The organism is Mucilaginibacter sp. P19 (assembly GCF_050632265.1).
Classification (GTDB): domain Bacteria; phylum Bacteroidota; class Bacteroidia; order Sphingobacteriales; family Sphingobacteriaceae; genus Mucilaginibacter; species Mucilaginibacter gossypii.
The window spans coordinates 2,955,554-2,978,620 of sequence record NZ_CP192586.1 but is presented as its reverse complement, the minus strand read 5'-3'; the positions used below and the strand labels follow the sequence as shown (position 1 = coordinate 2,978,620).

Below are 23,067 nucleotides of genomic sequence, written 5' to 3'. Positions count from 1 at the left end.
ATTTAACAGAGGTCAGATTTATTTATAAAAATAGTTATATATATATGGAGTTGTTAGGATTTCTCACTTTATGTAAACTTATGAAATCGGGCCTTATTGTGTTTAAAGGGCTTTAAGGTATGATCTAAGGTCGTTTACTAATGTAAATATTAAGTTGGTTTTTTCCAAAAAAATTAATGAGGTATTAAACGTAAAATATCAAACGTGACAGAAATCATTGAATGGATGTTTGGTTTAAATTAAATTTGCAAGTATGGTTAACCATTATTTTGTCTTTATCCATAAGTCACGTAACGGGTTTTGTACCATAACCTTAACGCAAAAATAAATGATATGGCAAAAGAACTAAACGAAGAGAGAATAACACAATTGTTAAGCGAACAAATCGTTGGAAGGATCGGTTGTCATGCTGATGGCGTCACCTATATTGTACCCGTCACCTATGTTTATGATGGCGAATTTATCTATGCGCATTCAAAGGAAGGTATGAAGACGACGATCATGAATAAAAATCCAGATGTTTGCTTTCAGGTTGATGAGATACTAAACCTTGCAACTTGGTGGAGTGTGGTTATTTGGGGGCGTTTTGAGGAGATTCACGGAGACGAAAGAGAAAAAGCTATAAAATTGCTAATAGAAAAAATAATGACACTCCTCGAAGAACGTCGTAGTTTGCCTGCTCATGGAGCAATTGAGCATGCACAGGCTGCTGCTGTACGTGAAGCTATATGGTATAGAATTAGAATTATCAACAAGACCGGTCGTTATGAAATAAATTAACAGGTATCCCACAATAAATTTAAACATTCAGTTGACAAATAATTTTTGTTTTCCCGACAAAACACTACGCAGGTCTCCTAACAATAATGGTTATAGATTTTACATGATTTAGTCTCCCTTAATGCGCCTGTATAGTGATTTGGCAGCCTGCCAGTTCCAGCCGGCAAATCTGCCGCGCTGTACAACGAGTTTGTTCTGCTCAGGGTATTGGATAAAATAATGAAATGCAAAACCGGCATTAGGGTTCTGCCAGCCTGTAATTTGACCAAAACGTAAATCATTGAACACAGTTGTGTCCTTCCGTAATTCCACAGTATAAAATTGTTGTGAAAACTGCACGAGCCTGCCTATATCTTTTTGATATTTAGTGCTATTAAGTAAATGCGTATTACGTGGGAAATAAGTTAACGCTAAATGTTGTTTTCGATCAAATACAGATCGGTATCCGGTATAATAACCGCTATCTGTCCCCGCGGTAATGTACCATAGCCAATTTTGAAGGGGGGCCGGAGTGGTAAAATACCTTGTGTACCGGATGTTTTGCTCTTTTAGCAGCGCCTTAACCGAGAGGTCCATCACCAATTTGTGTTTGTAACAGTATAACAAGTAAAAGCAACTTATACCCAAGCCTGCCGTATACCATATTTTTCTTCTCTTATAATCCTGTTTTAAATAAAGCAATGCGAGGCATGCAACGAGTGGCCAAATAGTAAAAAAGGGATCAGCGACGTAAATTAGATTGAACGCTATACGGGCTTCGTTAAACGGTTCGAACCAGCCAACTCCGTAATTATTGAGTGCATCCAACCCATCGTGCAATAATAAAAGCGACACGAAGAAGACACACCATTGCCGCCGGGATATATTTGAGCTCGGTGTCAGACGGTTGGCGGCAATCGTCAGCAAGGGACAGATCATCGCACAAAACAAAAAAGAATGGGTGAAGCCGCGATGCGCCAACAGAGCTCTTGGGGTGGAGAACCAGAACGTGGTCAGGAAATCAATGTCTGGCAAGCTATGGATTGTTGCTCCCCATAACATTGCACGTTTACCCAGCCGGCGGCCGGCAAACGCTTCGCCTACGCAGGCGCCGATCGTAAGATGTGTTAGTGTATCCATAGCAGGGTTAAAATAATAAAAAGTAATGCGTGATATGCTGCTTTAGAACATCAAATCGGGTGAGCATAATCATTTTAAAAAACATTTTAATAAAACGATGAACTTGAATGTACTTTGAATGGACCGCTGAACCATCTTACAGATATCGAGATAGATGTGGATTAAGATGCTTTATCGGTGGCTTTATCGTTTGGATTTGCGGGCATGCAATGGGCTGACAAATAATGTTAGTAAAGTTAATCATCAATTAACACCTAATGATGCCAGAAGCAACAGCTTTCAGACAGACTTGTTAAAAGCAGGCGGAAAAACCAGAACCGCCGATTGTTTGTCGGTGATTGCGGTTAAGGATTCACTCTGGCTAAAAAGTCTCGAAATTAAAGAATGGTGACCATGAGTCATTGCTAATACATTAGCGTGATGTGCCCGGCAATATTCATGCAAGCCCTTATGTACGTTTTTGCCAGGTATTTGGGTACAACTGAGTCCGCGTTGGGCAAGAAACTTACTGAAGGTAACTTCCGGGACAATATCGGCAGCCACTTCATTGGACTGTACAACATGCACAACATCGAGATGAAAACCGAGCGTTTCAGATAAATCAATTAAAAAATCTATCGCCGGCAAATCAGCGGTATTAAAATCGGTTGCAAAAACGACGTATTGAGGTATATACTGTTCAGCGCCTGTCGGTAAAATCAGCACAGGTTTGACAGCCTTGCGAATAACCGCTGCTGTATCGCTGCCCGTCAATAAGTGCTCCAGGGCGCTGTCGGACCTTCCGCCCATAATTACCATTTCAATTTCACGTTGGCCGGAAATTTCTTCTATTACATCGCTCAGGGTACCTTCGCCGTTTTTTAACTCAATATCCGGGTGGTAGTGCGGTACACTACCGGCAAGTTTTTTCAGATGATCGGCTTCGCGACTTAATCTCTCCCTGGCATCGGCAAACAGCATGCTCGTGGTTTCTGTTACATAAGGACCCGCAGTGTCACTGGGAATCAACGGAATGAACGGCAGGGTATGATACAAAACAATGCCCCAGCCAAGCTTGGCCGAATACCTTAATGCTGCAGCCTCCGCATGTGCAGCGTTCGGTGAAAAATCCGTGAGAACCAGTAGCTTTTTCATTTGAATCTTAATTTAAGTGCTGTGATTGTACATGTGTTTTCGCATTTTTTATGCTTCGTCTGCAGTTTACCGCAGGCGGTTATTATTAAAGGTAACCTGCGCGGTCGCTCCTGGTTGACAGGTTTTTTAAGTCAATCAAATGTATTTACGCGCAGTTTGATTATAAATGATGATCAGCATTAAAAAAATGATATTCAGCGTAACACAATGATGATGTGAGCAAAGTTATCTATTTGGATGATGGGGGTCATTGTTACCGGTTTGTAACTATGTTTAATTTGGGCTTGAAAGAGACAAATATGGCTACAACGCCCAACCCGGAAATTCGTGAGATAATCAATACAGTGCATTACCGCGCTTGGCTATCCATGAAAACCCGTATCAATTCAAAGAATGAATTCGCCAATACAGTCAGAGTTGCTGCCGATAAAGCAAAAGCGGAATTGTGCAGCTGTTAATTTTATTAACTATAAAATGAAGAGGCTTATTATCTACTTGTTAGTGATGTTACCTGCAAGGGGAAGCGCCCAGGCTACAGTGACCGACTTAAGCCTGGCAGCCGCAAGAGCGTTGCCCGCGGTGGTAAGGGTTACCTCTTACCTTTCAGACAGCTTATTATCCAGGCGCCCGCAATTGCCCGCGCAGATTGGTCAAAGATTCGACAGATCTGCTTATGATACACCTGTTAGTGATGCTTCAGGCGTACTTTTAAGTACTAACGGCTACATTATAACAAACGCCCATGTAATAGCGGCAGGAGATAGCGTGGTTGTTATATTACAAGATCGCAGGGCTTTCCACGTAACAGTGCTCGGGATAGATGCTGCGGCGGATTTGGCATTACTAAAAATACAGGCTGATGGCTTACCATTTTTGGAAATAGGAAATTCCAACTTGGTTCGCATCGGAGACCCTGTACTCGCTGTTGGAAATCCGCTGGAATTAAACTCAACGGTTACAGCCGGCATTTTGAGTGCCCGTTTCCGCGGAATTGACGATCTGGGCGCTGCGTCGGGTGTTAATTCATACCTGCAAACAGACGCTGCCAGTAATGAAGGCATGAGTGGTAGCGCACTTGTAGATGTGTCTGGGAAATTAATTGGTATAAATGCTGCAATACTTTCTCCTACGGGTTCATTCTCTGGCTATTCATTTGCCATTCCCTCGGGGATTGTAAAAAAGGCATGGCTGGATTTGGTTGCCTTTGGCGAGGTTCACCATGCATCACTTGATATTGTTCTCCGCGATATGGATGCCAGACAGGCGGGCCGGTTAAAGACGAAGAATGTAAACGGCGTGCTGGTAAAAGGCGTGATAAAGGGAGGAGCGGGGGATCTGGCAGGTGTTCGGAAAGACGATATTCTGCTGATGCTCGATAAAATTACGCTTGAAAATACCGCCCAATGCAGAGAAATGCTGGCGGAACGAACTCCGGGAGATCGCATTACCCTGGTTATTTGGCGAGATAACGGGCAAATATCGCTGCCTGTTAAGCTTTCGGCGGATAATAACAGCCGGAATGTCGCAGGCAGCAAAGGCGATGCATGGCCTTTACTGCGCACTGTTCATAGAAAATAAATCAAGCTTGAGTATGACTTGTTTGGAAAAAGCGGCCGAACTAATTTATGGAAGTGCGGTGTGTATGAGAGACGTTAAATTGACGAAGGTTATTTGCTTGATCTTTTGGTCCGAACAAATATGGTGATACAACTTGCCCAATATTCTGAAGCAATCTTTAGTTGGCATAAGTATATTTTATTAAATATTAATTTTTGATTTGGAAGCCTGGCGGGGCGATAATTTATTCTTTATGAACAGTGAAAAAAATCAATGTCTGGCGAATTTGGGAACAACAGCCCTGGCAACAATAGGGGGTGCCTGCATCGTGGTCGTGTTGTTGAACTCGTCATACGCCGGAATTCCGCGAGCATCAGCGATATTGCCAGGGCGCTGCAGGTAAGTCGCCGGACGCTTTACAATTGGTTTGAAGCAGAGGATCTGGATTTTGAAATTGTTTGCAAAATAGGATACGTCTTAAATTATGATTTTACAAAAGAGTTTCCTCAAGAACTGCCTGAAAGGTTAGGGGCCGTCAACATACAAACATTGGGCGGTTTAGATGAAGGTAGCGAAAAGCCGGATGATCCGATCTATTATTGGATGAGAAGATACATTAAGTTATTAGAGGCATTTAATGAAAAACTTATGTCAGGAAAAAAACTGATCTAATAGTTTAATAATAAATTTTGATTTGCCATGTATTTACAGGACAGATTGGCTATTCATTGTTTTTTAACCGGGGAAGGCTTTTAATTTCGCTACCTGAGGGGCATCAAATATTACGCCGCGGACACTTTGCAAAGCTGATCAAGGTCAGGTCGCCAGGTGATTCCGGTCATGTCAACTCTCGTTACTTTACGGTTTATTTACTTCAGCAATTACAAGTTATTTATTCAAAAAAACATGAAAACAGATCTTGAAATTCAGAAAGATGTGATGGACGAGCTTAAATGGCATCCTATCCTTCATGATGCAGAAATCAAAGTAAGCGTAAAAAAGGTGTAGTAACACTTTGCGGGCAAGTGGATACATATGGCAGGAAATTAGCTGCTGAAAACGCTGCCAGAAAGGTAGCCGGCGTGAAAGCGCTGGCTGAGAATATCCAGATTGGAGTATCTCCTGCGTACAACACAAACGATGGGGTAATAGCCGAGGCCGTGCTGCATGCCCTTAAATGGCATACAGGGATTCCTGAAGATAGTATTAAAGTAAAAGTGGAAAATGGTATTGTGATGTTAGAAGGAGAGGTGGAATGGGACGTTCAGCGTAACAGTGCCAGCACCGCTATACAGCACCTCCACGGTGTAAAGGCCGTAAATAATTCTATTACCATACGCCCAAAGGTAAGCGCTGATGATTTGGCAAAGAAAATAAGTGAAGCTTTTCTTCGCAGGGCCGCAATAGATGCCGCCAGGATTACAGTTTCTGTAAGCGGGAACAAAGCGACACTTACCGGCAAAGTGCGCTCTTTTGCCGAAAAGGAAGAGGCGGAAGATATCGTGTGGGCTGCGCCCGGAGTTACCAGCCTGGACAGTAAGTTGATTGTTGAAGAGCCTGAATTAATGTTGCAGTCACACATCTGAGAGGATATGCAAGTAATCATGTAGCCGCAACTTGTTGTTTAAACTATGTGCCGCCCGGTTTGTTTACTGTTATGCCTGATGATTGTCAGTACGGTTGCTTCCGGCCAACGGAAACGGAACTACTGTAGCAGATACGGCCACGCAAACCCATTTTAAGCGCGCTGCGTTTCAATTGGCGCTGGGTTAGCTCATTCCCTGGTCTGTTGACCGGTATGTGCGAAATGTTGATTTCGCCTATATATCTTTCAGCACTGTGACTCATAATCTGCAACCGTCGAGCTGGACCTGGGATAACGGCGCTTTCGGCACAAATCAGTTCGCGCATCCTTACCATGGCAGTCTTTATTTTAGTGCGTTCCGTGCAAATGGTTATACATTCTGGCAGTCGGTACCGCCAACGCTAATCGGCAGTTATATTTGGGAGGCCGCTGCCGAAAAACAATACCCTTCACCGAACGATTTTATCAATACCTGTTTCGGCGGTATCGCCCTCGGTGAAATGACCTACCGTTTATCTAACCAGATTGTTAATAATCATACGCGCGGTTTTAAGCGGCAGTTTAGCGAAATATTAGCACTGATGGTGGCTAAACAAAGTTGAGCATAATCCTCAACTTCTTACCTTATCCGCAAATTATGACTATATTCAAAATGGGGCTGTTTTAATAGCGCGCAAAGTGTCAAATTGAATTGGATTTCAGCTTTTACACTTAATAAGCAGTTGCAAGTCACAGCGAGCGCAGGCGGCTGGTCGGTGATACTGGCCGCCGTGCCCGATCCTTACCATTTTAAGGGCCGTAACTATGATTATGGGACCGGAGTAGGCTTTTACGGGCAATTTGGGGCTACCATGTTTAATCGTCTATTTTTTCGCTTCAATTACCGGGGCGGACTAATCGGTACCGTCAATGGCAATGCCTCGCATTACGTATTGCGAGCTGTAACGGGCGAAGTTGGTCTTCGCTTGTGTAATGGTGTATCGGCCTGTTTGGAACTGGCTAGTTTTATTTGCTTGGGTATTATCAAAAACACCCAAAGATCACCGCCCGCTATCCCTATCTCCGGTTTTCTTGCCGGTACAGCTTGAATTTTAACTAAAACGGATATGACGCAGATCACTGTGACTGCTGACTGTCATCATATTGCACTGCTCTTCAATAAATTACATTTGACATATCATATAGAAATAATATGAAAAAGATCAGTGCAGCATTTGACGGCCTGAAATTCTCGCAGGCAACCCTTGACTACGCTATTGAACTGGCAAGCCGCGACCATATGGTAATTAACGGGGTTTTTTTAGAGGACTTTCTCTATCATAGCTTCGATATTTTTGACATGGTGGGAAGTCAGGGTGTTTCAGGAGATAAGCTGAACCGGTTGCTTAGAAAAGACCGGACAACCTGTGATAGGACTATCGCCCTATTTGAAAAGATATGCGCTGAAAAGCAGGTTAGTTATGTAGTGCATAAAGACAAAAGTTTTGCGATCAACGAGCTGATCAAAGAAAGTATTTACAGCGACCTTACAGTTATCAACGTTGTCGAAACTTTAAATCACTATCATCAGGAAAGGCCTGCACCCTTTATTAAAGAGTTCCTGGCCAGTGCTCAGAGCCCGGTATTGGTTGTTCCGCCGGTTTACCATTCAGTCAAACGGATAATTATTTTGTACGACGGTCATCCGTCCTCTGTATTTGCGCTAAAAACATTCAATTCTTTATTTCCATGGGCAAAAAAATACCCCGCCGAGGTTGTTTGCGTAAGCCAACGCCCCTTGGCTTTACTACCCGATGGAAACCTGATTGGTGAATATGTACGATGTCATTACGATGACCTAGTAACAACGCAGTTGACAGGTGATCCGGAAGATGTATTGCTTGACTGGTTGAAAAAGCCGATCCGGGAGCTGTTGTGGTTATGGGGGCTTACAGCCGGGGAGCTGTTTCTCGAATGTTCAACAATAGTATGGCTAATAAACTAATGGAAGTTTTGGACCTGCCGTTATTTATAGCACATAGCAAATAAAAACGGAGCTATTTACCTTATTAAATTGACAATTATGAAGACATTGATGATCGCGACTGATTTTTCAGCTAATTCCAGTCATGTTGCAAATTACGCTTACCGGCTTGCACAAGCCCTGGAGGCTAAGTTATTACTTTGCCATACCTTAAATGTACCTGCAGAAGTACCACAAAGCGGAACTGTTGCCTGGCCGGAGGCAGTTTATGACGATATAGACCGCGATAGCAAGCTGCAACTTTCCAAAATGAAAGAGGATATGATTGTAACAGGAAACATTGACAGCTATAAACCAGAGATATTGTGTATTCAGGGCCCTGGTTTCGTTACTGATGTTGTAAATACGGAAGCTGATCGGTATAAGGCAGACCTGATTATCGTTGGTGCCCACAGTAACGACCATTTAGGGACCTGGATGGTTGGTAACCATAGCCGCAAAATGATAGAGTCGGCTGTACGCCCCTTATTACTGGTTCCGATAGGTGCGAAGTTTCAGCCAATCATGAGGATAGGGTTTGCCACCGACCTCAAACATATCAACAACGATTTGGACGCGTTGAAGAATGTGGTGTTGCTGGCAAGATCCTTAAGCGCAGAATTAATATTAGCGCATATCCATTGGGATGTTGATGATCAGGATTACAGATTGGTGATTGATGCTTTAAAAGACGGAATCATGACCAAATACGGTTATGAAAAAGTCAGTGTCAGAACAGTCAACAGTAAGCATGTCGCCAATGGTTTAAATTGGCTCATAGCTCACGCCCACATAAACCTGCTCGCAATGGCTCATCATCAACATGGTTTTTTTGACCAACTTTTCCATGGAAGTCGGACCCAACAATCTGCAGGCCACATGCCAGTGCCTTTATTGGTGGTAAAGTAGGCAGATAATTTGAAATTAAACTGAGAGGAAAAAAGATTAATCAAGTATAGAATAAGCGGGCAGCCTCCGCACCGATCAGGGACGAAATGGAATAGTGGTGCCTGGGCTGGCCGGCAGCGGCAGCATAATGCAACTATAGACGGTACCGCGCTAAAAATGGTAAATCGACACAGTTAAAAAACAGGTGCAGATTACGTTGCCACAACGAATTTTCTTTTTCCTGCTTTGCATGTTCTCTGTTTATTGGAAATAGTTTATTGTTTAAATAAGTTGAAGATCACATAATATCATCACGGCGTCTTTACTTATCCAGGAAAAAGCATTAGAATATTTAATAAATCATTTGTTCAATTGATTATAATATTATGAAGACAATCCTTGTCATTGAAGATAATAGCGATATTCGGGAGAGTACTGCTGAAATTCTCGCGATGAGCGGTTACAAAGTAATCACGGCCGAAAATGGAAAAAGCGGCGTTAAGACAGCCATCAGGCAGCGACCGGATCTGATACTCTGCGATATCATGATGCCTGAACTTGACGGATATGGTGTACTGAACATTCTGAATAAAAGCCCTTACACGGCAACTATTCCTTTTATATTTTTAACAGCTAAAACCGGAAAGCCAGATCTGCGAAAAGGGATGGCTATGGGGGCTGACGATTATTTGACCAAACCGTTTGACGATAAAGAACTACTGCACGCAATCAACTGCCGTCTTCAGAAGCAGGAAAACCTCAAGACATTTTATAGTCGCTCTCTGACAAGTTTACAACGCCTGGCTTCCGAACATGTTCTTGGTAGCGATGAGTTAAAAAGATTGATTGCCGAACGAAAAGTGAGGCAGCTTAAAAAGAAACATATTTTGTACTATGAAGGCGATAATCCAGAAGGCATTTATTTGGTATTGGAGGGTTTTGTCAAGACGTTTAAGCTTGTTGAAGATGGTCGCGAATTAGTGACCGGGCTTTACAAAGCGGAAGAATATGTGGGGATTAACGAGCTATTCACAGACAAACATGTCGACACCGCTGAGGCGATAGATGATTCGGTGGTGTGCCTCCTGCCCAAGGATATGATCATGGATCTGATTTCACAATATCCGGATATTAGTCAGCAATTTATGAGAATTTTATGTAATAATATTCGTGAAAAAGAAGAGCAATTGCTGCAATTTGCATACTCTTCTGTGCGAAACCGAATGTTACAAGTGTTATTGCGCCTCCAGTCGCAATTTCCGGATCATAATGATTTTAAAATATCGCGTGATGAATTAGCAGCTATGGCTGGTATGGCCACAGAAACCGTTAGCCGTACACTTAGCGATTTTAAAGAAGAAGGCTTAATTGAAAGAAAGGGCAGCCATATACGGATATTGGATGCCATAAATTTTGCAAAAGCCAGACACTAAGCTACTTTCGGATGTTTTTCTCACTCAGATAACGCAACATGCCGATGTCCCTTGTATCGCTGGTCCGGTACACCGAAGCAGTTGAAGGTGCACGTGCGCTCAATCTAATCACTATAATAACCAGTTAATGGCTGCGGTCCTTGAATCAAATAAATAAGCAGATCAGGATATAATGTAATTCTTTACACCAGAAAAGCCAAACTGCAAAAATCGATCTGCAATCTGCAGTGCTTAGCAATTTATCCCATTACGACAACGTGCCTGAGTGAAACAGAAAATGCCAAGAGGCATTTTCTGTTTCCGGACTTAATTTAACGAAGGGGGAGTAGTATTTGATAGTTACTTTCGTCCCGGTATCGCTTTCTTACAGTAATATCAGTGTCCGCTCCCACTGCTTTATGGGCAGGATTCAAAAACCAGATGCTGTAAAGTGATATTGCCCGGGGGTAATTGCCTAAAAGTTACACTTCCATCAATAGCGGAAAGCTGCATTCCTTGATATGTAATGTTGCCTGAGTTGTCTTTTTCAGGCATCCCGGCATAGTAATAAACAGGAATATCTGGCACAGGTTGTTGGTTGTATTGTACCATAACATTAACATTCCCATTATATACAATAGCTTTTTCGCATGATGATAATATAGTGATGGTGACTACTGAGATGACTAATTTCATCGTGATATTAGTTTTCATATTTGACAGGCCTTAGTTTAAACTTTATTTAATTTTATTCCGCCTTATTCTTCATCATCATTAATAATGAATACGCGCCTTTGGTTACAAAAACAGCGTTCGCGGTCATATCCTTTGTTGGCAACAGTATTTCGGTAAAGCCGTTTTCACTTTCGCCTATGTTAACCTCGGCCATCTCAAACTGTCGGTTCCCGATAACTTTATAGATATACTGTTTACCTTCAAACTGAACAATGGCTTCGTTAGCTATGGCATATGCCTTAGTATTTTTTACTTGTACTTCTGCATTCATATAAGTACCCGGAACCAGTGTTTTATCGTAGGTTTCAAAATGGCAATGCACATCTGCGTTCCTGTCGGCAGAAAGATCCCGGCCAATCAGTAATATCTCGGCTTCGTGTTTTTTTGCGGGTTGGTTGTTGGTATAGGCCACCAGTTTTTGACCGATATATAATTTATCCAGATCCTTCTCATATACTTTCAGCGCCAGGTGTATATCTGTTGGGTTGACCAACTCGAACAGCACCTCCGTCGGGGACACATATTTGCCGATATTGACATTTACTTTAGATACAAAGCCGGTTATAGGAGAGTATATATTGACGCTCCTGGATATTTTTGAGGCGCTGATAGTTCGTACGTTGATACCAATGAGTTGTAATTTCTCAGCTAATGAACTAATTAACACTTGCTGGCTGCGGTATTCGGCCTCGGCCTGCTGAAAAACCTTGTCACTGCTCGCTTTGCTTTGGTTAAGGTCTTTTTGGCGGTTATATTCATTTTCCAGGTATCCTATCCGGGCCTTTGCTGTAAGATAATCCTGTTGTAACTGGATATATTGCTGGTCCTCTATCATCGCTATGGCTTCACCTTTATTCACATGCATGCCCGGCAACAACTTGGTTGATTTTAAATACCCACCAAGGGGGACACTAATGGAAACCATATTTTGCGGCGGAACATCGATTTTTCCATTGAGTTTTAACACAGATGATATTTCCCTTTGCTCAAGCTTGCCTGTAAGTATCGATGCATTTTTTAGCTGCGCATCCGTCAGGGTTACAATGTTAGTATTCTCTGCTTTACCTGTATTATCTGTTGCCGGTTTTTTTCGCCGCAGGCAGATAGCAGAATAATGATGACTGATAAATATATAATGGGTTTCATGATCATATTTTTAGTTGTTTGAAAAATAGTTGAGTTGAATGATGGCCTCGTTAAGGTTGCGAACAGCATCCAGGTAATCATTTTTAATAGTAGTGGCCTGGTTAATCAGTTGTGTCCATTCCAGGTAGTTGATGTTTCCGGCGGCAATTTGCTGGTTGGCGGTAACGGTTATTAAAGCGGCATTTTTTAACGGCTTGCTTTCAAAATACTGAACCGTTTGCAGGTATTTGTGGTATTGAAAAACGGCAGATTGGTAAGCTGTTGTCATGCTTTGAAGTTCCATAGCATAACTACTTTCGGCTATCTGTTTGTTTACTCTCGCGCTGTTGATCCGCGCCTTTTGCGCCCCGGCAAAAATAGGTATGCCGATACCCAATTGCACTGAATTAAACCGGTTTGAGCCATTATAAAGCTTATTATCGGCACCAATACCCTTGATGCTGGTATTGTTATATCCTATGGCCAGATCAGGCAAAAGCTTGCTCTTTTCCATGCGGATAGCAGCGTCTGCAATTTGCTGCTGCTGAGCTATTAGTTTTATTACCGGGTGGTTTTTCAAGGTCAAGGTGTCTGAGGCCAATGTAACGGCTAATTTATAGTCGGATTTATCTGGTGTTAAGGGCTCTGTAGAATTAAGCAACAACTGGAATTGCAGTTGTATGATGGCCACATCTTCCTTTAACTGGTTTAGCTGCATCTGCACTTGTCCCAATAATGTTTCAGCACTTGTTTTCTCCAGTATATTGGCTTCGCCTTTGGCCAGCCGCAACTCGGCTTTTTTATAAAAGCTCAAATACAGGCTATCGGCATGCTGTAGTAACATCCGCTTGTTTTCCAGATATACCAGGGTGTTAAAAACCTGGCTAACCTGCTTTTTTAACAGCACCTCATTTACCGCGATATTCAGTATGCTGTTTTTCCAGTCTTCTTGCAAAAGTTCTTTCTGCCTGCTATAGACAGTCGGAAAGTTGAAAGACTGGGAAATACCGAATTTGGTATCGTTGTAGCTGCTGTTGATTTGTCCAACCTCCCCAAACAGCGTAGCCTGCGAAATATTGGCTGATGTGCCGATCAGTACCTGCTGATACTTCGACTTTAACTGTTCATGTTTAACTTGTAAGTTGTTTTTTAAAGCAGTATCTATAGCGGCTTTAAGGGTAATGGGTGTTTGCGCCGCCGAGGTTTGGCTTATTACAGTCAGCAAAGTGATGGAAAGTACAGTGCCCGTTTTCTTCGATAGCACTGTTTTAAAGCCTTTTTCAAACATGATATATAAAACGGGCAATACAAACAAGGTGAGGAAAGTGGCGATCAGCAAGCCACCTATTACTACCGTAGCTAACGGCCTTTGTACTTCGGCACCGGCACCGTTACTGATAGCCATGGGAAAGAAACCCAGGGAAGCCACAAATGCTGTCATCAGTACCGGCCTTAGCCTTACCTTGGTGCCTGATAACACAATACGTTTCAAATTGGTCATACCTTCTTTTTTTAACCGGTTAAATTCCGATATCAATACAATACCGTTGAGCACGGCCACGCCAAACAGAGCGATAAAGCCAACACCTGCGCTGATGCTGAAAGGCATACCGCGCAAAGCAAGGAACAGGATGCCCCCGATAGCTGACAATGGAATTGCGGAGTAAATCAATAATCCGTGCTTAATGGAGTTGAAAGCAAAATAGAGTAGTAAGAAAATAAGCAGTAACGAAACCGGCACGGCTATCATCAGGCGCTGTTTGGCAGCATTCAGGTTTTCAAAGGCACCACCATAGGTTACATAATACCCCGCCGGGAATTTAAGTTGTTTATCTACCTTGGCCTGCAGCTCGTTTACGATTGTTTGTACGTCCCGGCCGCGCACATTAAAGCCAACTACGATACGGCGTTTGGCATCCTCGCGCTGTATTTGGTTGGGGCCGTCCTTGATTTGTACATCGGCCAGCTGATATAAAGGGATCTGTGTACCCCGCGGTGTCGGGATGAGTAAATTTTGAATATCCTTCAAGTCTTTTTTTGCTCGCTGCTTATTCTGACCACTACTTCAAAGCGCTTTTCACCTTCAAACAGGGTTCCGGTGCTTTGTCCGGCGAGTGCGGTGTTAACCACCTTGTTAATATCGGCGATATTGAGGTTGTATTGTGCTATGGCATTGCGGTTATAATTAATGATAATCTGCGGCATGCCGGCAACTGCTTCCACAAACAGGTTTTTAGCGCCGTCAACGGTATTGATTATTTTACCCAGCTTATTCGCATAAGCAGCGAGGGTATCCAGGTCTTCGCCGAATATTTTACAAACCACGTCCTGACGTGCACCGGTCATCAGTTCGTTAAAACGCATCTGAACCGGGTACTGAAAGCCTGCGGTAACACCCGGAACCGCTTGTAAGGCCTTACCCATTTTTTCAGACAATTCATTAAAGGTTTTAGCCGATGTCCACTCGTTCTTGGGTTTTAGTATCACCATCATATCGCTTGCATCCATGGGCATAGGATCGGTCGGCACTTCGCCGCTGCCTATTTTGGTCACCACCTTTTCAACTTCGGGGAATTGGCTTTTTAAGATGTGGGCGGCCTTTTGGGTATTGGTAATAGTAGTATTCAGGCTACTGCCGGTTAGCACCCGCGTATCAACCGCAAAATCACCTTCTTCCAGTGCAGGTATAAACTCACCGCCCAGTGTGGTTAAAATATAGGCTGAAAATATAAACAGACCGATAATAGTTAATAATGCAGCTTTGGGAAATGCAATTACCCCGCTTAATGTTTTTTGATATATTCTTTCAACCTTCGCCATTAACCTATCCGAAAAATTGGGCTTGTGCTTGATCTTCTTACTCAGGAAGACGGCGCTCATCATAGGGATGTAAGTGAGTGATAAAATAAAAGCGCCCAACAGCGCAAACGCTACGGTTTGCGCCATAGGTTTAAACATTTTACCCTCGATTCCCTGCAAGGTGAAGATCGGAAGATATACTACCAATATAATTATCTGGCCAAAAACAGCGCTATTCATCATTTTGCTGGCAGAACTGTTCACCTCCTGATCCATTTCTTTCTGCCCAATCTTGTCAGTTAATGTAAAATGTTTGCTATGGCTAAGGGTATGCATTACGGCTTCTACAATAATTACGGCCCCATCTACGATCAAACCGAAATCAAGCGCACCAAGGCTCATTAGGTTACCGCTTACACCAAAAAGGTTCATCATAATAATGGCAAACAGCATCGACAACGGGATCACAGAGGCAACGAGTAAACCTGCCCTGAAATTGCCAAGGAATAATACCAGTACAAATACCACAATGAGTGCCCCCTCAAGCAGGTTGCGCTCCACAGTACCGATGGCGTTGTTCACCATTTTGGTACGGTCCAGGAAAGGTTCAATCTCAACGCCTTCTGGCATAGTTTTCTGGATTTGTGCTATACGTTCCTTTACGTTTTTAATCACCTCGCTGCTGTTGGCTCCTTTCAGCATCATGACAACCGCTCCCGCAACTTCGCCTTCGTCGTTATAGCACATCGCACCATAACGGGTAGCATAGCCTATTTTAACATCGGCCACGTCTTTAATAAAAAGCGGCGAGCCATCGGCAGTATTTTTAATTACCGTATTATTGATATCTTCCATATTGCCAATCAGTCCCTGGCTACGGATATACACCACCGTTGGGCCTTTTTCAATATAGGCGCCGCCGGTATTCTGGTTGTTACTTTCCAGGGCCTTAAAAACATCGGTTATGGTAATATTATGGGAAAGTAGTTTATTAGGATCAACTTCAATAGAATACTGTTTAAGCTTCCCGCCAAAACTGCTCACTTCGGCTACGCCTTTGACACCGAGTAACTGGCGGCGAACTATCCAGTCCTGTATAGTACGGAGTTCGGTTTCGTTATACCTATCGGCATAGCCCTTTTTAGGGCGCACTACGTATTGGTAAATTTCGCCCAGCCCGGTGCTTACCGGGCCAAGCTCGGGTGTGCCAATACCGGCAGGTATCTGGCTTTGCACTTTTTGCAAACGTTCGGCAACCTGCTGCCTCGCCCAGTAAACATCTGTAGCGTCGTCAAAAACAATGGTAACCAGCGACAGGCCAAACCTGGAAAAGCTTCGGATCTCTTTTAAGCCCGAAATATTGCTGTTCGCCTGCTCTATTGGATAGGTAACCAAACGTTCGATATCTGTAGCTCCGAATGATGGGGCGATGGTGATAACCTGTACCTGGTTGTTGGTAATATCGGGTACGGCGTCAATAGGCAGCCTTGTAAACTGGTAGCTGCCATAACTAATAAGAGCGATAATAAAAAGCCCTATGATCAGCTTATTCCTTACGGAAAAAGCGATAATATGATTTAACATAAAATAAGATCTTGAAAATTAGTAATTCAAAAAGCAGCGCATAGCAGGAATAGCCAGGCTAAGCGCTGCAAACAACATAAAAACGACCGCTAATTAGGATTTTGGCGGCTGCCAGATGCTGGATAAATAAGTTGAGTGGTTAAACCACTGATCGAAGGCATGTAATTTCGTTTTCGTTGAGAATGCCAGGGGAGGGACGAGTGGCTGGAATAATTGAGGAACCAGCACCGGTGATATCGTCGCTGTGCAATTATCTGCTGTTTTGAAAGGCAGCTTCATGTCTTCCCTATAGTCTTTATCCTTCGGGTTGCCATGCATGTAATGCATGTCCAGAAATTGCAGGAATGAAATGCTCTTGTTTTCCTTCCGGTGTTCGGCAAAGTGTTCAAAAACCACAGGCAATTTCAGCAACTGGTGGAGTTCAGTTGTTGAGAACAGGAAGGTTGTTAAAAGCAATATGGCCGTGAACTTTTTCAAAACTATACAAAAGTAACAATTAATAAACAATCGTTTTTGACGCAGATCATATGATTATTAAGTTTTATTCATTTATTAATATGCGCGATCGGCTCAAAATGAGGTCCGGAGGTCATCGCAGCCGCATTTGGTCCTTTTTTCATATTCAGCCTTCGGTTCCAATACGATACCAGGCTGTATTTCTTCATATACTGAAGCCCGCTAAAAAAATAACTGTCATACCGGGCGATTTCTTTGTCACTCGTGGGAATTATATCTCATTTAGCGGTCATTGGGATTGCCTGCGAAGCATGCCTAATGATGACGTGTATTAATGATATATCCCTGTGTTGAAGGTGCATAATTCATAGTTCCTTGATAACCTTTTTTAGTTTGTCTTTTACTTCAGTTGCGATCCTATGTAAATCTTTGTTTAGTATGAGCTTCATGGATGCTGCCGGGTTTATGGCGGATACTTCCACTTTGCCAGGTTTTTTTCCTGTACAATTATTACAGGGCAGCATGGTACCGATCTTATCTTCGGCTAATAAGGCATTGTAAGCAAATGACGGGTTACATGCACCCAATATTTTATAGTTGTAAAAACCTACACCCAGCTTTTTCTTTAATGTCGCCGTTATGTCAATCTCCGTTAATAGGCCAAACCCTTCTTTGTTTAAGGCGCTCGTAACCCGTTGAATTGCTTCTTCGAAACTTCCGGTTATTTTTTTGTTGAAATAGTATTTCATTTTTTGTGGATTTATTACTACACTTTTTACGCTTTTAAATTTCCTGGTTTAATGACTCAAAATAAATGACTTAGCTCATTTATGAGATTGATGTAAATCATCGGTGGCAAATCATTGGCTGCGGAGGTGAATCGAGTTTGAATAAAGCTGATTTCATTTTTTTATGCCTGATGTTCCTGCCTTTGCTGACGAATTTTAAACCCTAAAGAAACCAAAACCCAAGACTGGGAAATGGGGGAATGACGAAAAGTGCTGACATGGAAGGGTATCATTGTGAAAGAATTGTTGTAAACGGAAATATTAACAGCGGCTGTATGTTTTAAAGGATGTAGGAGTGAGGTCAGTTATTAAAGTCAATTGCGGGCAGGTTTCAAATTTGGCTGTTAATCCATCGTTTGAATTTGAGTATTTTGTGCGTACTGTCATATAATACCCTGATCCGTGTCATTCCCGGTTAGCAGAGAAACACCAACATTTGAAAAACATTCATCAGAACTTGTGAAAAACAGAAATTAAAATAGTCTACAATACTAATATACTCGTCAGTTTTAAAATAGCTACGGATCTTTTTTTAAATCATATGAACTTCTCCTTTCAGCATCCTTACCCAATAAACCCGGAATACAAAACGCCGGTCGCTTATCTTTGCATGGAATATGCCGTCCATCAGCCCCTTAAAACCTACTCAGGTGGTCTCGGCTATCTTGCAGGCTCTTTAATGAGGAGCGCCTATGAACTCAGGCAGAACGTTATAGGTATCGGAATCTTGTGGAAATATGGGTATTATAACCAGGGAAGAAAGGGCGATGAAACCATGGAGGTACTCTTCCAGGAAAAAATATATCACTTCCTCATTGATACCGGCATTAAATTTACTATCAAGGTATCCGGCCATGATGTTTGGGTTACAGCATTTTACCTGAAGCCTGAAATTTTTAAAACGGCTCCTATGTTTTTCCTGACAACAGATCTGCCGGAGAATGACTATCTGGCTAAAACCATTTCACATAAGCTTTATGACAGTAATCCTGAAACGGGGACTGCTGCTGCGATATTGCTGGGCGAAGGTGGGGCACGCTTATTAGAAGCAATCAATTTCCAACCGGATATTTATCACCTGAACGAATCACATGCCTTACCCATCGCATTTTATTTATATAAAAAATATCAATCCGTTGAGGAAGTAAAAAGAAGACTGGTTTTCACTAACCATACACCCGAACCTGGCGGCAACCAACGGTCTGATTTGTTTCTGCTTAATAAAATGGGTTTTTGGGGGGATATTCCAATAGATGAGGTAAAGGAAATAGCGGGTTGTCAGGGCGACGTTATGGATCATACCTTAACTGCGTTTAGGTTCTCCGGCAAAGCCAATGCTGTGTCAAAAATGCATTTAAACACACTACAGGGAATATGGAATGGAAATAACGGCATTTGTGAACTTACTTCTATAACCAATGCCCAGAGCTATTCTTATTGGGCAGACAAGGAAATGTATGCGGCATTGGAAACTAATCAGATTCAAAAGCTGGTGGAAAAGAAAAAGGCAGGTAAGCGTGCACTTTTTGACGAGGTAGCGGACCAATGCGGCGTTCTACTCGATCCTGAAGTGCTCACCATTGTTTTTGCGAAGAGGTTTGCCGGGTACAAAAGGCCGGAATTGCTATTGCATGATATGGACTTTTTTCACCAACTGCTAACTAACAATAAAATGCCGATCCAAATGATATGGGCAGGAAAGCCTTATCCAATGGATTATGATGCGATAGCCAGTTTTGATAAGATCGTAAACTTATGTAAGTATTACCCTAACTGCGCGATTTTAGTAGGGTATGAATTGCGTTTATCACGACTGCTTAAACAAGGGGCAGATGTCTGGCTCAACACGCCGCGGCTGACCCACGAAGCTTCAGGTACGAGCGGGATGTCGGCTGCAATGAACGGATGTATTAATGTTTCGATTCCTGATGGCTGGTTTCCGGAATTTGTTGTGGATGGCGTGAACGGTTTTGTTATACCCAATACTGAAATTAGTGAACATAAATTTCAACAGGATGAAACCGATGCGCATAACTTGTACAATTTGCTGCAAAGAACAGTCATTCCCCTGTATTACGATCATCCGGATAAATGGATTGAAATAATTAGGCACAGCATGCAGGATATATTCCCTCACTTTGACAGTAACCGGATGGCAAAAGAGTATTATAAACAGCTTTATACTAACGGTACTAATATTTGTTAATGTGGGCCCATTCGCTGCTTCCCACAACCTTTTGAGCAATAGGATCACAAGCCCTGGGGGTTGATGCCACGTTTGGTCGTAAGGTCGACACGTTGTTGGTATTTATCCAGGCAGTAATCGAAACCGTGAATTGTTTGTTGTAACCGGCTATAGCGAGACCAATCCCTTCATAGTTTTTTCCATTGCGACCCGGATAAAAGATTGCGTAAGGTTGATAAATGCGCTCACCTCATCATGATTAATACAATGACCAGTATTGCAGGTACGGCCTGTATATAGAAGATCTTTTTGGTTACTGTAAGTGCCCCGTAAATACCAGCTACGGCAACACAACTCAGGAAAAACAGGGCCACATAGTTATGCCATTGTGCGTCGCTGATAAAGAATGTCCAGATCAGACCCGCTGCTAAAAATCCGTTGTATAAACCTTGGTTAGCCGCTAAAACTTTGCTGTTTTCCAGTTCCTGCAATGATTTGTTGAATGCCTTGGGGCCGCGGGTTGTCCAGGCAAACATTTCCAACCATAATATATAACAATGGATAAAGGCTACCAGGCCGATGAGTACTTTGATAATAAGATCCATAGATTTTGATGTCTTAAGTATAAATGTAGTAAATGTTATAGGATATATTGTACCGGGATTCTGTTACGCCATTAAGCCTTAAACCTTACACTTATTCTGTAGGGGGCATTCAAGTACAAATGAATAACCGTGCAAATTACAATAATTAAGAAAGCGGCCATCAGATAAAGGTTAATCGGAGCATTCTTGCCATGCTAAGCTGATAATTCTCTGCCATCGGGGTTAAACCCGTTTATAAGATTTTATTTTGCCAGATAATTTCTATATTTGGATTTGACACATATACAATGAGCATTAAAACACCATGATGTTTGTGTAATTAACCTGATCAATATAGGAAATTAAAATAACGCATGGCCCCTCTTGACTTGTCAGACGACGATGCCAAACTTCTGAAACTTATTAGCGAAGGCAGCAAACCTGCCTTTGATGTATTATATACCAAATATTGGAAGCAGGTTTATAATGCAGCATACAAACGGGTTAACGATATAGAACGCGCTCAGGATATTGCTCAAGACGTATTTGTGCAGTTATGGGTGCGCACGTCAACGTCGCCGATTGAGAACCTTCCGGCTTATTTATTGGTTGCCGCTCGCAACGGCGTTTTTAAATATATGGAAAAGGAATCGCGCTATGCAGCCTTGCCTGATACAGTCCATGAAATTGAAAGCCATCTTGGTCGCGCCGATGCTAATGTGCTTCATGACGAGATTTTTGAAAGCTTTTAATGAGCTTATAGATACTTTACCGCCCCAGCAGCGTATTATATTCAACTTGCGCTTTAATGAAGGCCTCTCAAGCCAGCAAATCGCCGATCAACTGGAAATATCCCCCAAAACCGTTCGTAATCAAATGGGGAAGGCCCTTGCAACACTTCGTAAATCACTTTTCTTACTCCATGTATTGCTTTATTTTTATCAACAAGGTTGATAAAACGTTTTTTCTTTAATGAAGATGCGCTATTTTTATCAATTATGATGATTGGTTGATGATATTTTATCATTTTGATTTTAAATGCGCATTATTTTTAAATAAAACATTAAAAATATTTTCAATTAACATGGGCTATTTTCATTTTGCCGACTCATGTATATATAAAGGATGTAAATGGACGAGGCGAACAAGCAATATTTTATACAAATACTAGCAAAATACAAACGTGGCGAGGCTACCCAAGAAGAAATTAAATTCCTGGAATCGTACTATAACCTGTTTGATTTGAACGATGACCTCATTACTGATGAAAATGAGGCCGACTACCTGTATCTTAAAGATGCTATTAAAGCAAAGGTTGATGAGAGGATAGCGCAATACGAAAAAAGCCGGTTACCATGCCTTTAAGATCGGGTTGGACCAGATATGCCGTGGCCGCCTCAATTCTGTTGTTTATTTCGGTTGGTGCTTACTTTTTTATTCGTAACCGGTATAAGGCCGATAATTTGGCCGCAAACTCATACAAAGGCATAGTACCTGGTACCAACAAGGCTACGCTTACTTTGGCCAACGGCACAACCATATCGCTTGATGATGCTGCCAACGGACAAATAGCTAAACAAGCCGGGGTTAAAATCACCAAAACGGCCGATGGGCAGATCGTTTACCAGGCCGAAGCGACCGGACAGAATCAAGCCGTTCAAAATATGGTTACCACCCCTAACGGCGGGCAGTACAAGGTCATCCTGCCCGACGGCACTAACGTGTGGCTTAACGCGGCATCGTCAATAACTTATCCAACCGTGTTTAAGGGAGCGGAACGTGAGGTAACGCTCAATGGCGAAGGCTACTTTGAAGTAACAAAAAATAAAGCAATGCCATTCAGGGTAAAATCGGCATTGCAAACTATTGAGGTGCTCGGCACGCATTTTAATATCAATGCTTACGGCGATGAAGCTTTGGTTAAAACCACCCTGTTGGAGGGTTCGGTAAAGGTAACATCGGCAACAAACTCAATACTTATTGTTCCCGGTGAGCAGGCTGTAATAAGCCGTACTGGTAACGGTACGATAAGTAAACAACAAGTGAACCTTGACAAAGAAGTAGCCTGGAAAAACGGCATATTCTCATTTGCAGATGAGGATATCCGCGAGGTTATGCGCCAGGTAAGCCGCTGGTATGATATTGATGTGGTTTATGATGGCGATATGCCAACAGAGAAATTTTTCGGTGAAATTTCAAGGAGCAGCAACCTCGCCGATGTTTTCAGGATACTGGAGCTTAATAACATGAAATTTGCGGTTGAGGGCAAAACAGTGAAGGTATCCTACAGTAAATGATATTTAACTTAAACTTTATACTTACAACTAAACAAAC

The 23,067-nt window shown here is 42.4% G+C and carries 22 protein-coding genes and 1 pseudogene; 14 read left to right on the top strand and 9 right to left on the bottom strand.

Features of this window, described 5'->3' with window-relative positions; all coding sequences use genetic code 11:
- The first annotated feature begins 333 nt into the window (after positions 1 to 333).
- The gene (locus ACQ86K_RS14440; protein WP_091164280.1) at positions 334 to 780 is read left to right on the top strand and encodes a pyridoxamine 5'-phosphate oxidase family protein; all 447 of its coding nucleotides are present in this window, start codon (positions 334 to 336) and stop codon (positions 778 to 780) included.
- A gap of 108 nt (positions 781 to 888) precedes the next feature.
- Here the strand turns inward: ACQ86K_RS14440 and ACQ86K_RS14435 are convergent, their stop codons facing one another.
- Positions 889 to 1,899, bottom strand: a complete 1,011-nt coding sequence (locus ACQ86K_RS14435) for a metal-dependent hydrolase (protein WP_091164283.1) — start codon at positions 1,897 to 1,899, stop codon at positions 889 to 891.
- A gap of 279 nt (positions 1,900 to 2,178) precedes the next feature.
- Positions 2,179 to 3,033, bottom strand: coding sequence for a universal stress protein (locus tag ACQ86K_RS14430; RefSeq protein ID WP_091164286.1), 855 nt, complete (start codon positions 3,031 to 3,033; stop codon positions 2,179 to 2,181).
- 474 nt (positions 3,034 to 3,507) lie between these two features.
- Here ACQ86K_RS14430 and ACQ86K_RS14425 point away from each other — a divergent pair, with 474 nt between their 5' ends.
- The 8 genes from ACQ86K_RS14425 to ACQ86K_RS14390 all read left to right on the top strand — a co-directional run bounded on the left by ACQ86K_RS14425 (position 3,508) and on the right by ACQ86K_RS14390 (position 10,498).
- Positions 3,508 to 4,611, top strand: a complete 1,104-nt coding sequence (locus ACQ86K_RS14425) for a S1C family serine protease (protein ID WP_176844401.1) — start codon at positions 3,508 to 3,510, stop codon at positions 4,609 to 4,611.
- A gap of 252 nt (positions 4,612 to 4,863) precedes the next feature.
- Positions 4,864 to 5,262, top strand: coding sequence for a helix-turn-helix domain-containing protein (locus ACQ86K_RS14420; RefSeq protein ID WP_431200597.1), 399 nt, complete (start codon positions 4,864 to 4,866; stop codon positions 5,260 to 5,262).
- Between the two features lie 353 nt (positions 5,263 to 5,615).
- A complete protein-coding gene (locus tag ACQ86K_RS14415) occupies positions 5,616 to 6,176 on the top strand; it encodes a BON domain-containing protein (protein WP_431200596.1) in 561 nt (186 codons plus the stop codon).
- Between the two features lie 253 nt (positions 6,177 to 6,429).
- Positions 6,430 to 6,777: a DUF3943 domain-containing protein gene (locus ACQ86K_RS14410; protein ID WP_176844402.1), complete on the top strand. Its 348-nt coding sequence runs from the start codon at positions 6,430 to 6,432 to the stop codon at positions 6,775 to 6,777.
- Between the two features lie 120 nt (positions 6,778 to 6,897).
- Positions 6,898 to 7,263 carry a hypothetical protein gene (locus ACQ86K_RS14405; protein ID WP_176844403.1) on the top strand — a complete coding sequence of 122 codons (366 nt, stop codon included), beginning with the start codon at positions 6,898 to 6,900 and terminating at the stop codon, positions 7,261 to 7,263.
- Between the two features lie 104 nt (positions 7,264 to 7,367).
- On the top strand, positions 7,368 to 8,159 hold the full coding sequence (locus ACQ86K_RS14400) for a universal stress protein (RefSeq protein ID WP_431200595.1): 792 nt from the start codon (positions 7,368 to 7,370) through the stop codon (positions 8,157 to 8,159).
- Between the two features lie 78 nt (positions 8,160 to 8,237).
- On the top strand, positions 8,238 to 9,086 hold the full coding sequence (locus ACQ86K_RS14395) for a universal stress protein (protein ID WP_091164367.1): 849 nt from the start codon (positions 8,238 to 8,240) through the stop codon (positions 9,084 to 9,086).
- Positions 9,087 to 9,451: 365 nt separating this feature from the next.
- Complete coding sequence (locus ACQ86K_RS14390) at positions 9,452 to 10,498, top strand: response regulator (protein WP_091164371.1); 1,047 nt, start codon at positions 9,452 to 9,454, stop codon at positions 10,496 to 10,498.
- Positions 10,499 to 10,894: 396 nt separating this feature from the next.
- Here the strand turns inward: ACQ86K_RS14390 and ACQ86K_RS14385 are convergent, their stop codons facing one another.
- From ACQ86K_RS14385 to ACQ86K_RS14360, 6 genes and pseudogenes are all read right to left on the bottom strand, one after another.
- Entirely contained in the window at positions 10,895 to 11,191 is a 297-nt protein-coding gene (locus ACQ86K_RS14385; protein ID WP_431200594.1) for a hypothetical protein, read from the bottom strand.
- A 34-nt stretch (positions 11,192 to 11,225) separates the two neighbouring features.
- A complete protein-coding gene (locus tag ACQ86K_RS14380) occupies positions 11,226 to 12,188 on the bottom strand; it encodes an efflux RND transporter periplasmic adaptor subunit (protein ID WP_431200854.1) in 963 nt (320 codons plus the stop codon).
- 180 nt (positions 12,189 to 12,368) lie between these two features.
- The gene (locus ACQ86K_RS14375; protein WP_431200853.1) at positions 12,369 to 13,625 is read right to left on the bottom strand and encodes a TolC family protein; all 1,257 of its coding nucleotides are present in this window, start codon (positions 13,623 to 13,625) and stop codon (positions 12,369 to 12,371) included.
- A gap of 54 nt (positions 13,626 to 13,679) precedes the next feature.
- Positions 13,680 to 16,720 (bottom strand): annotated as a pseudogene (locus ACQ86K_RS14370) (efflux RND transporter permease subunit); the annotation flags it as partial.
- A 93-nt stretch (positions 16,721 to 16,813) separates the two neighbouring features.
- The gene (locus ACQ86K_RS14365) at positions 16,814 to 17,197 is read right to left on the bottom strand and encodes a hypothetical protein (RefSeq protein ID WP_091164379.1); all 384 of its coding nucleotides are present in this window, start codon (positions 17,195 to 17,197) and stop codon (positions 16,814 to 16,816) included.
- A gap of 344 nt (positions 17,198 to 17,541) precedes the next feature.
- Positions 17,542 to 17,925: a DUF302 domain-containing protein gene (locus ACQ86K_RS14360; RefSeq protein ID WP_431200593.1), complete on the bottom strand. Its 384-nt coding sequence runs from the start codon at positions 17,923 to 17,925 to the stop codon at positions 17,542 to 17,544.
- 580 nt (positions 17,926 to 18,505) lie between these two features.
- Here ACQ86K_RS14360 and glgP point away from each other — a divergent pair.
- Entirely contained in the window at positions 18,506 to 20,170 is a 1,665-nt protein-coding gene (gene glgP / locus ACQ86K_RS14355) for an alpha-glucan family phosphorylase (protein WP_091164382.1), read from the top strand.
- Positions 20,171 to 20,394: 224 nt separating this feature from the next.
- Here glgP and ACQ86K_RS14350 read toward each other — a convergent pair whose 3' ends face one another.
- Positions 20,395 to 20,754 (bottom strand): DUF1304 domain-containing protein, encoded by a 360-nt coding sequence (locus ACQ86K_RS14350; RefSeq protein WP_091164385.1) that lies wholly within the window; start codon positions 20,752 to 20,754, stop codon positions 20,395 to 20,397.
- A 353-nt stretch (positions 20,755 to 21,107) separates the two neighbouring features.
- Between ACQ86K_RS14350 and ACQ86K_RS14345 the strand changes: the two genes are divergently transcribed.
- The 4 genes from ACQ86K_RS14345 (at position 21,108) to ACQ86K_RS14330 (ending at position 23,030) form a co-directional block, all read left to right on the top strand.
- The gene (locus tag ACQ86K_RS14345) at positions 21,108 to 21,485 is read left to right on the top strand and encodes an RNA polymerase sigma factor (protein WP_431200592.1); all 378 of its coding nucleotides are present in this window, start codon (positions 21,108 to 21,110) and stop codon (positions 21,483 to 21,485) included.
- The gene (locus tag ACQ86K_RS14340; RefSeq protein WP_431200591.1) at positions 21,391 to 21,687 is read left to right on the top strand and encodes a sigma-70 family RNA polymerase sigma factor; all 297 of its coding nucleotides are present in this window, start codon (positions 21,391 to 21,393) and stop codon (positions 21,685 to 21,687) included. Before ACQ86K_RS14345 ends, ACQ86K_RS14340 begins: the two co-directional genes overlap by 95 nt.
- Before the next feature lie 177 nt (positions 21,688 to 21,864).
- Complete coding sequence (locus tag ACQ86K_RS14335) at positions 21,865 to 22,098, top strand: hypothetical protein (RefSeq protein ID WP_431200590.1); 234 nt, start codon at positions 21,865 to 21,867, stop codon at positions 22,096 to 22,098.
- A gap of 23 nt (positions 22,099 to 22,121) precedes the next feature.
- Positions 22,122 to 23,030: a FecR family protein gene (locus tag ACQ86K_RS14330; protein WP_431200589.1), complete on the top strand. Its 909-nt coding sequence runs from the start codon at positions 22,122 to 22,124 to the stop codon at positions 23,028 to 23,030.
- Positions 23,031 to 23,067 lie beyond the last annotated feature (37 nt).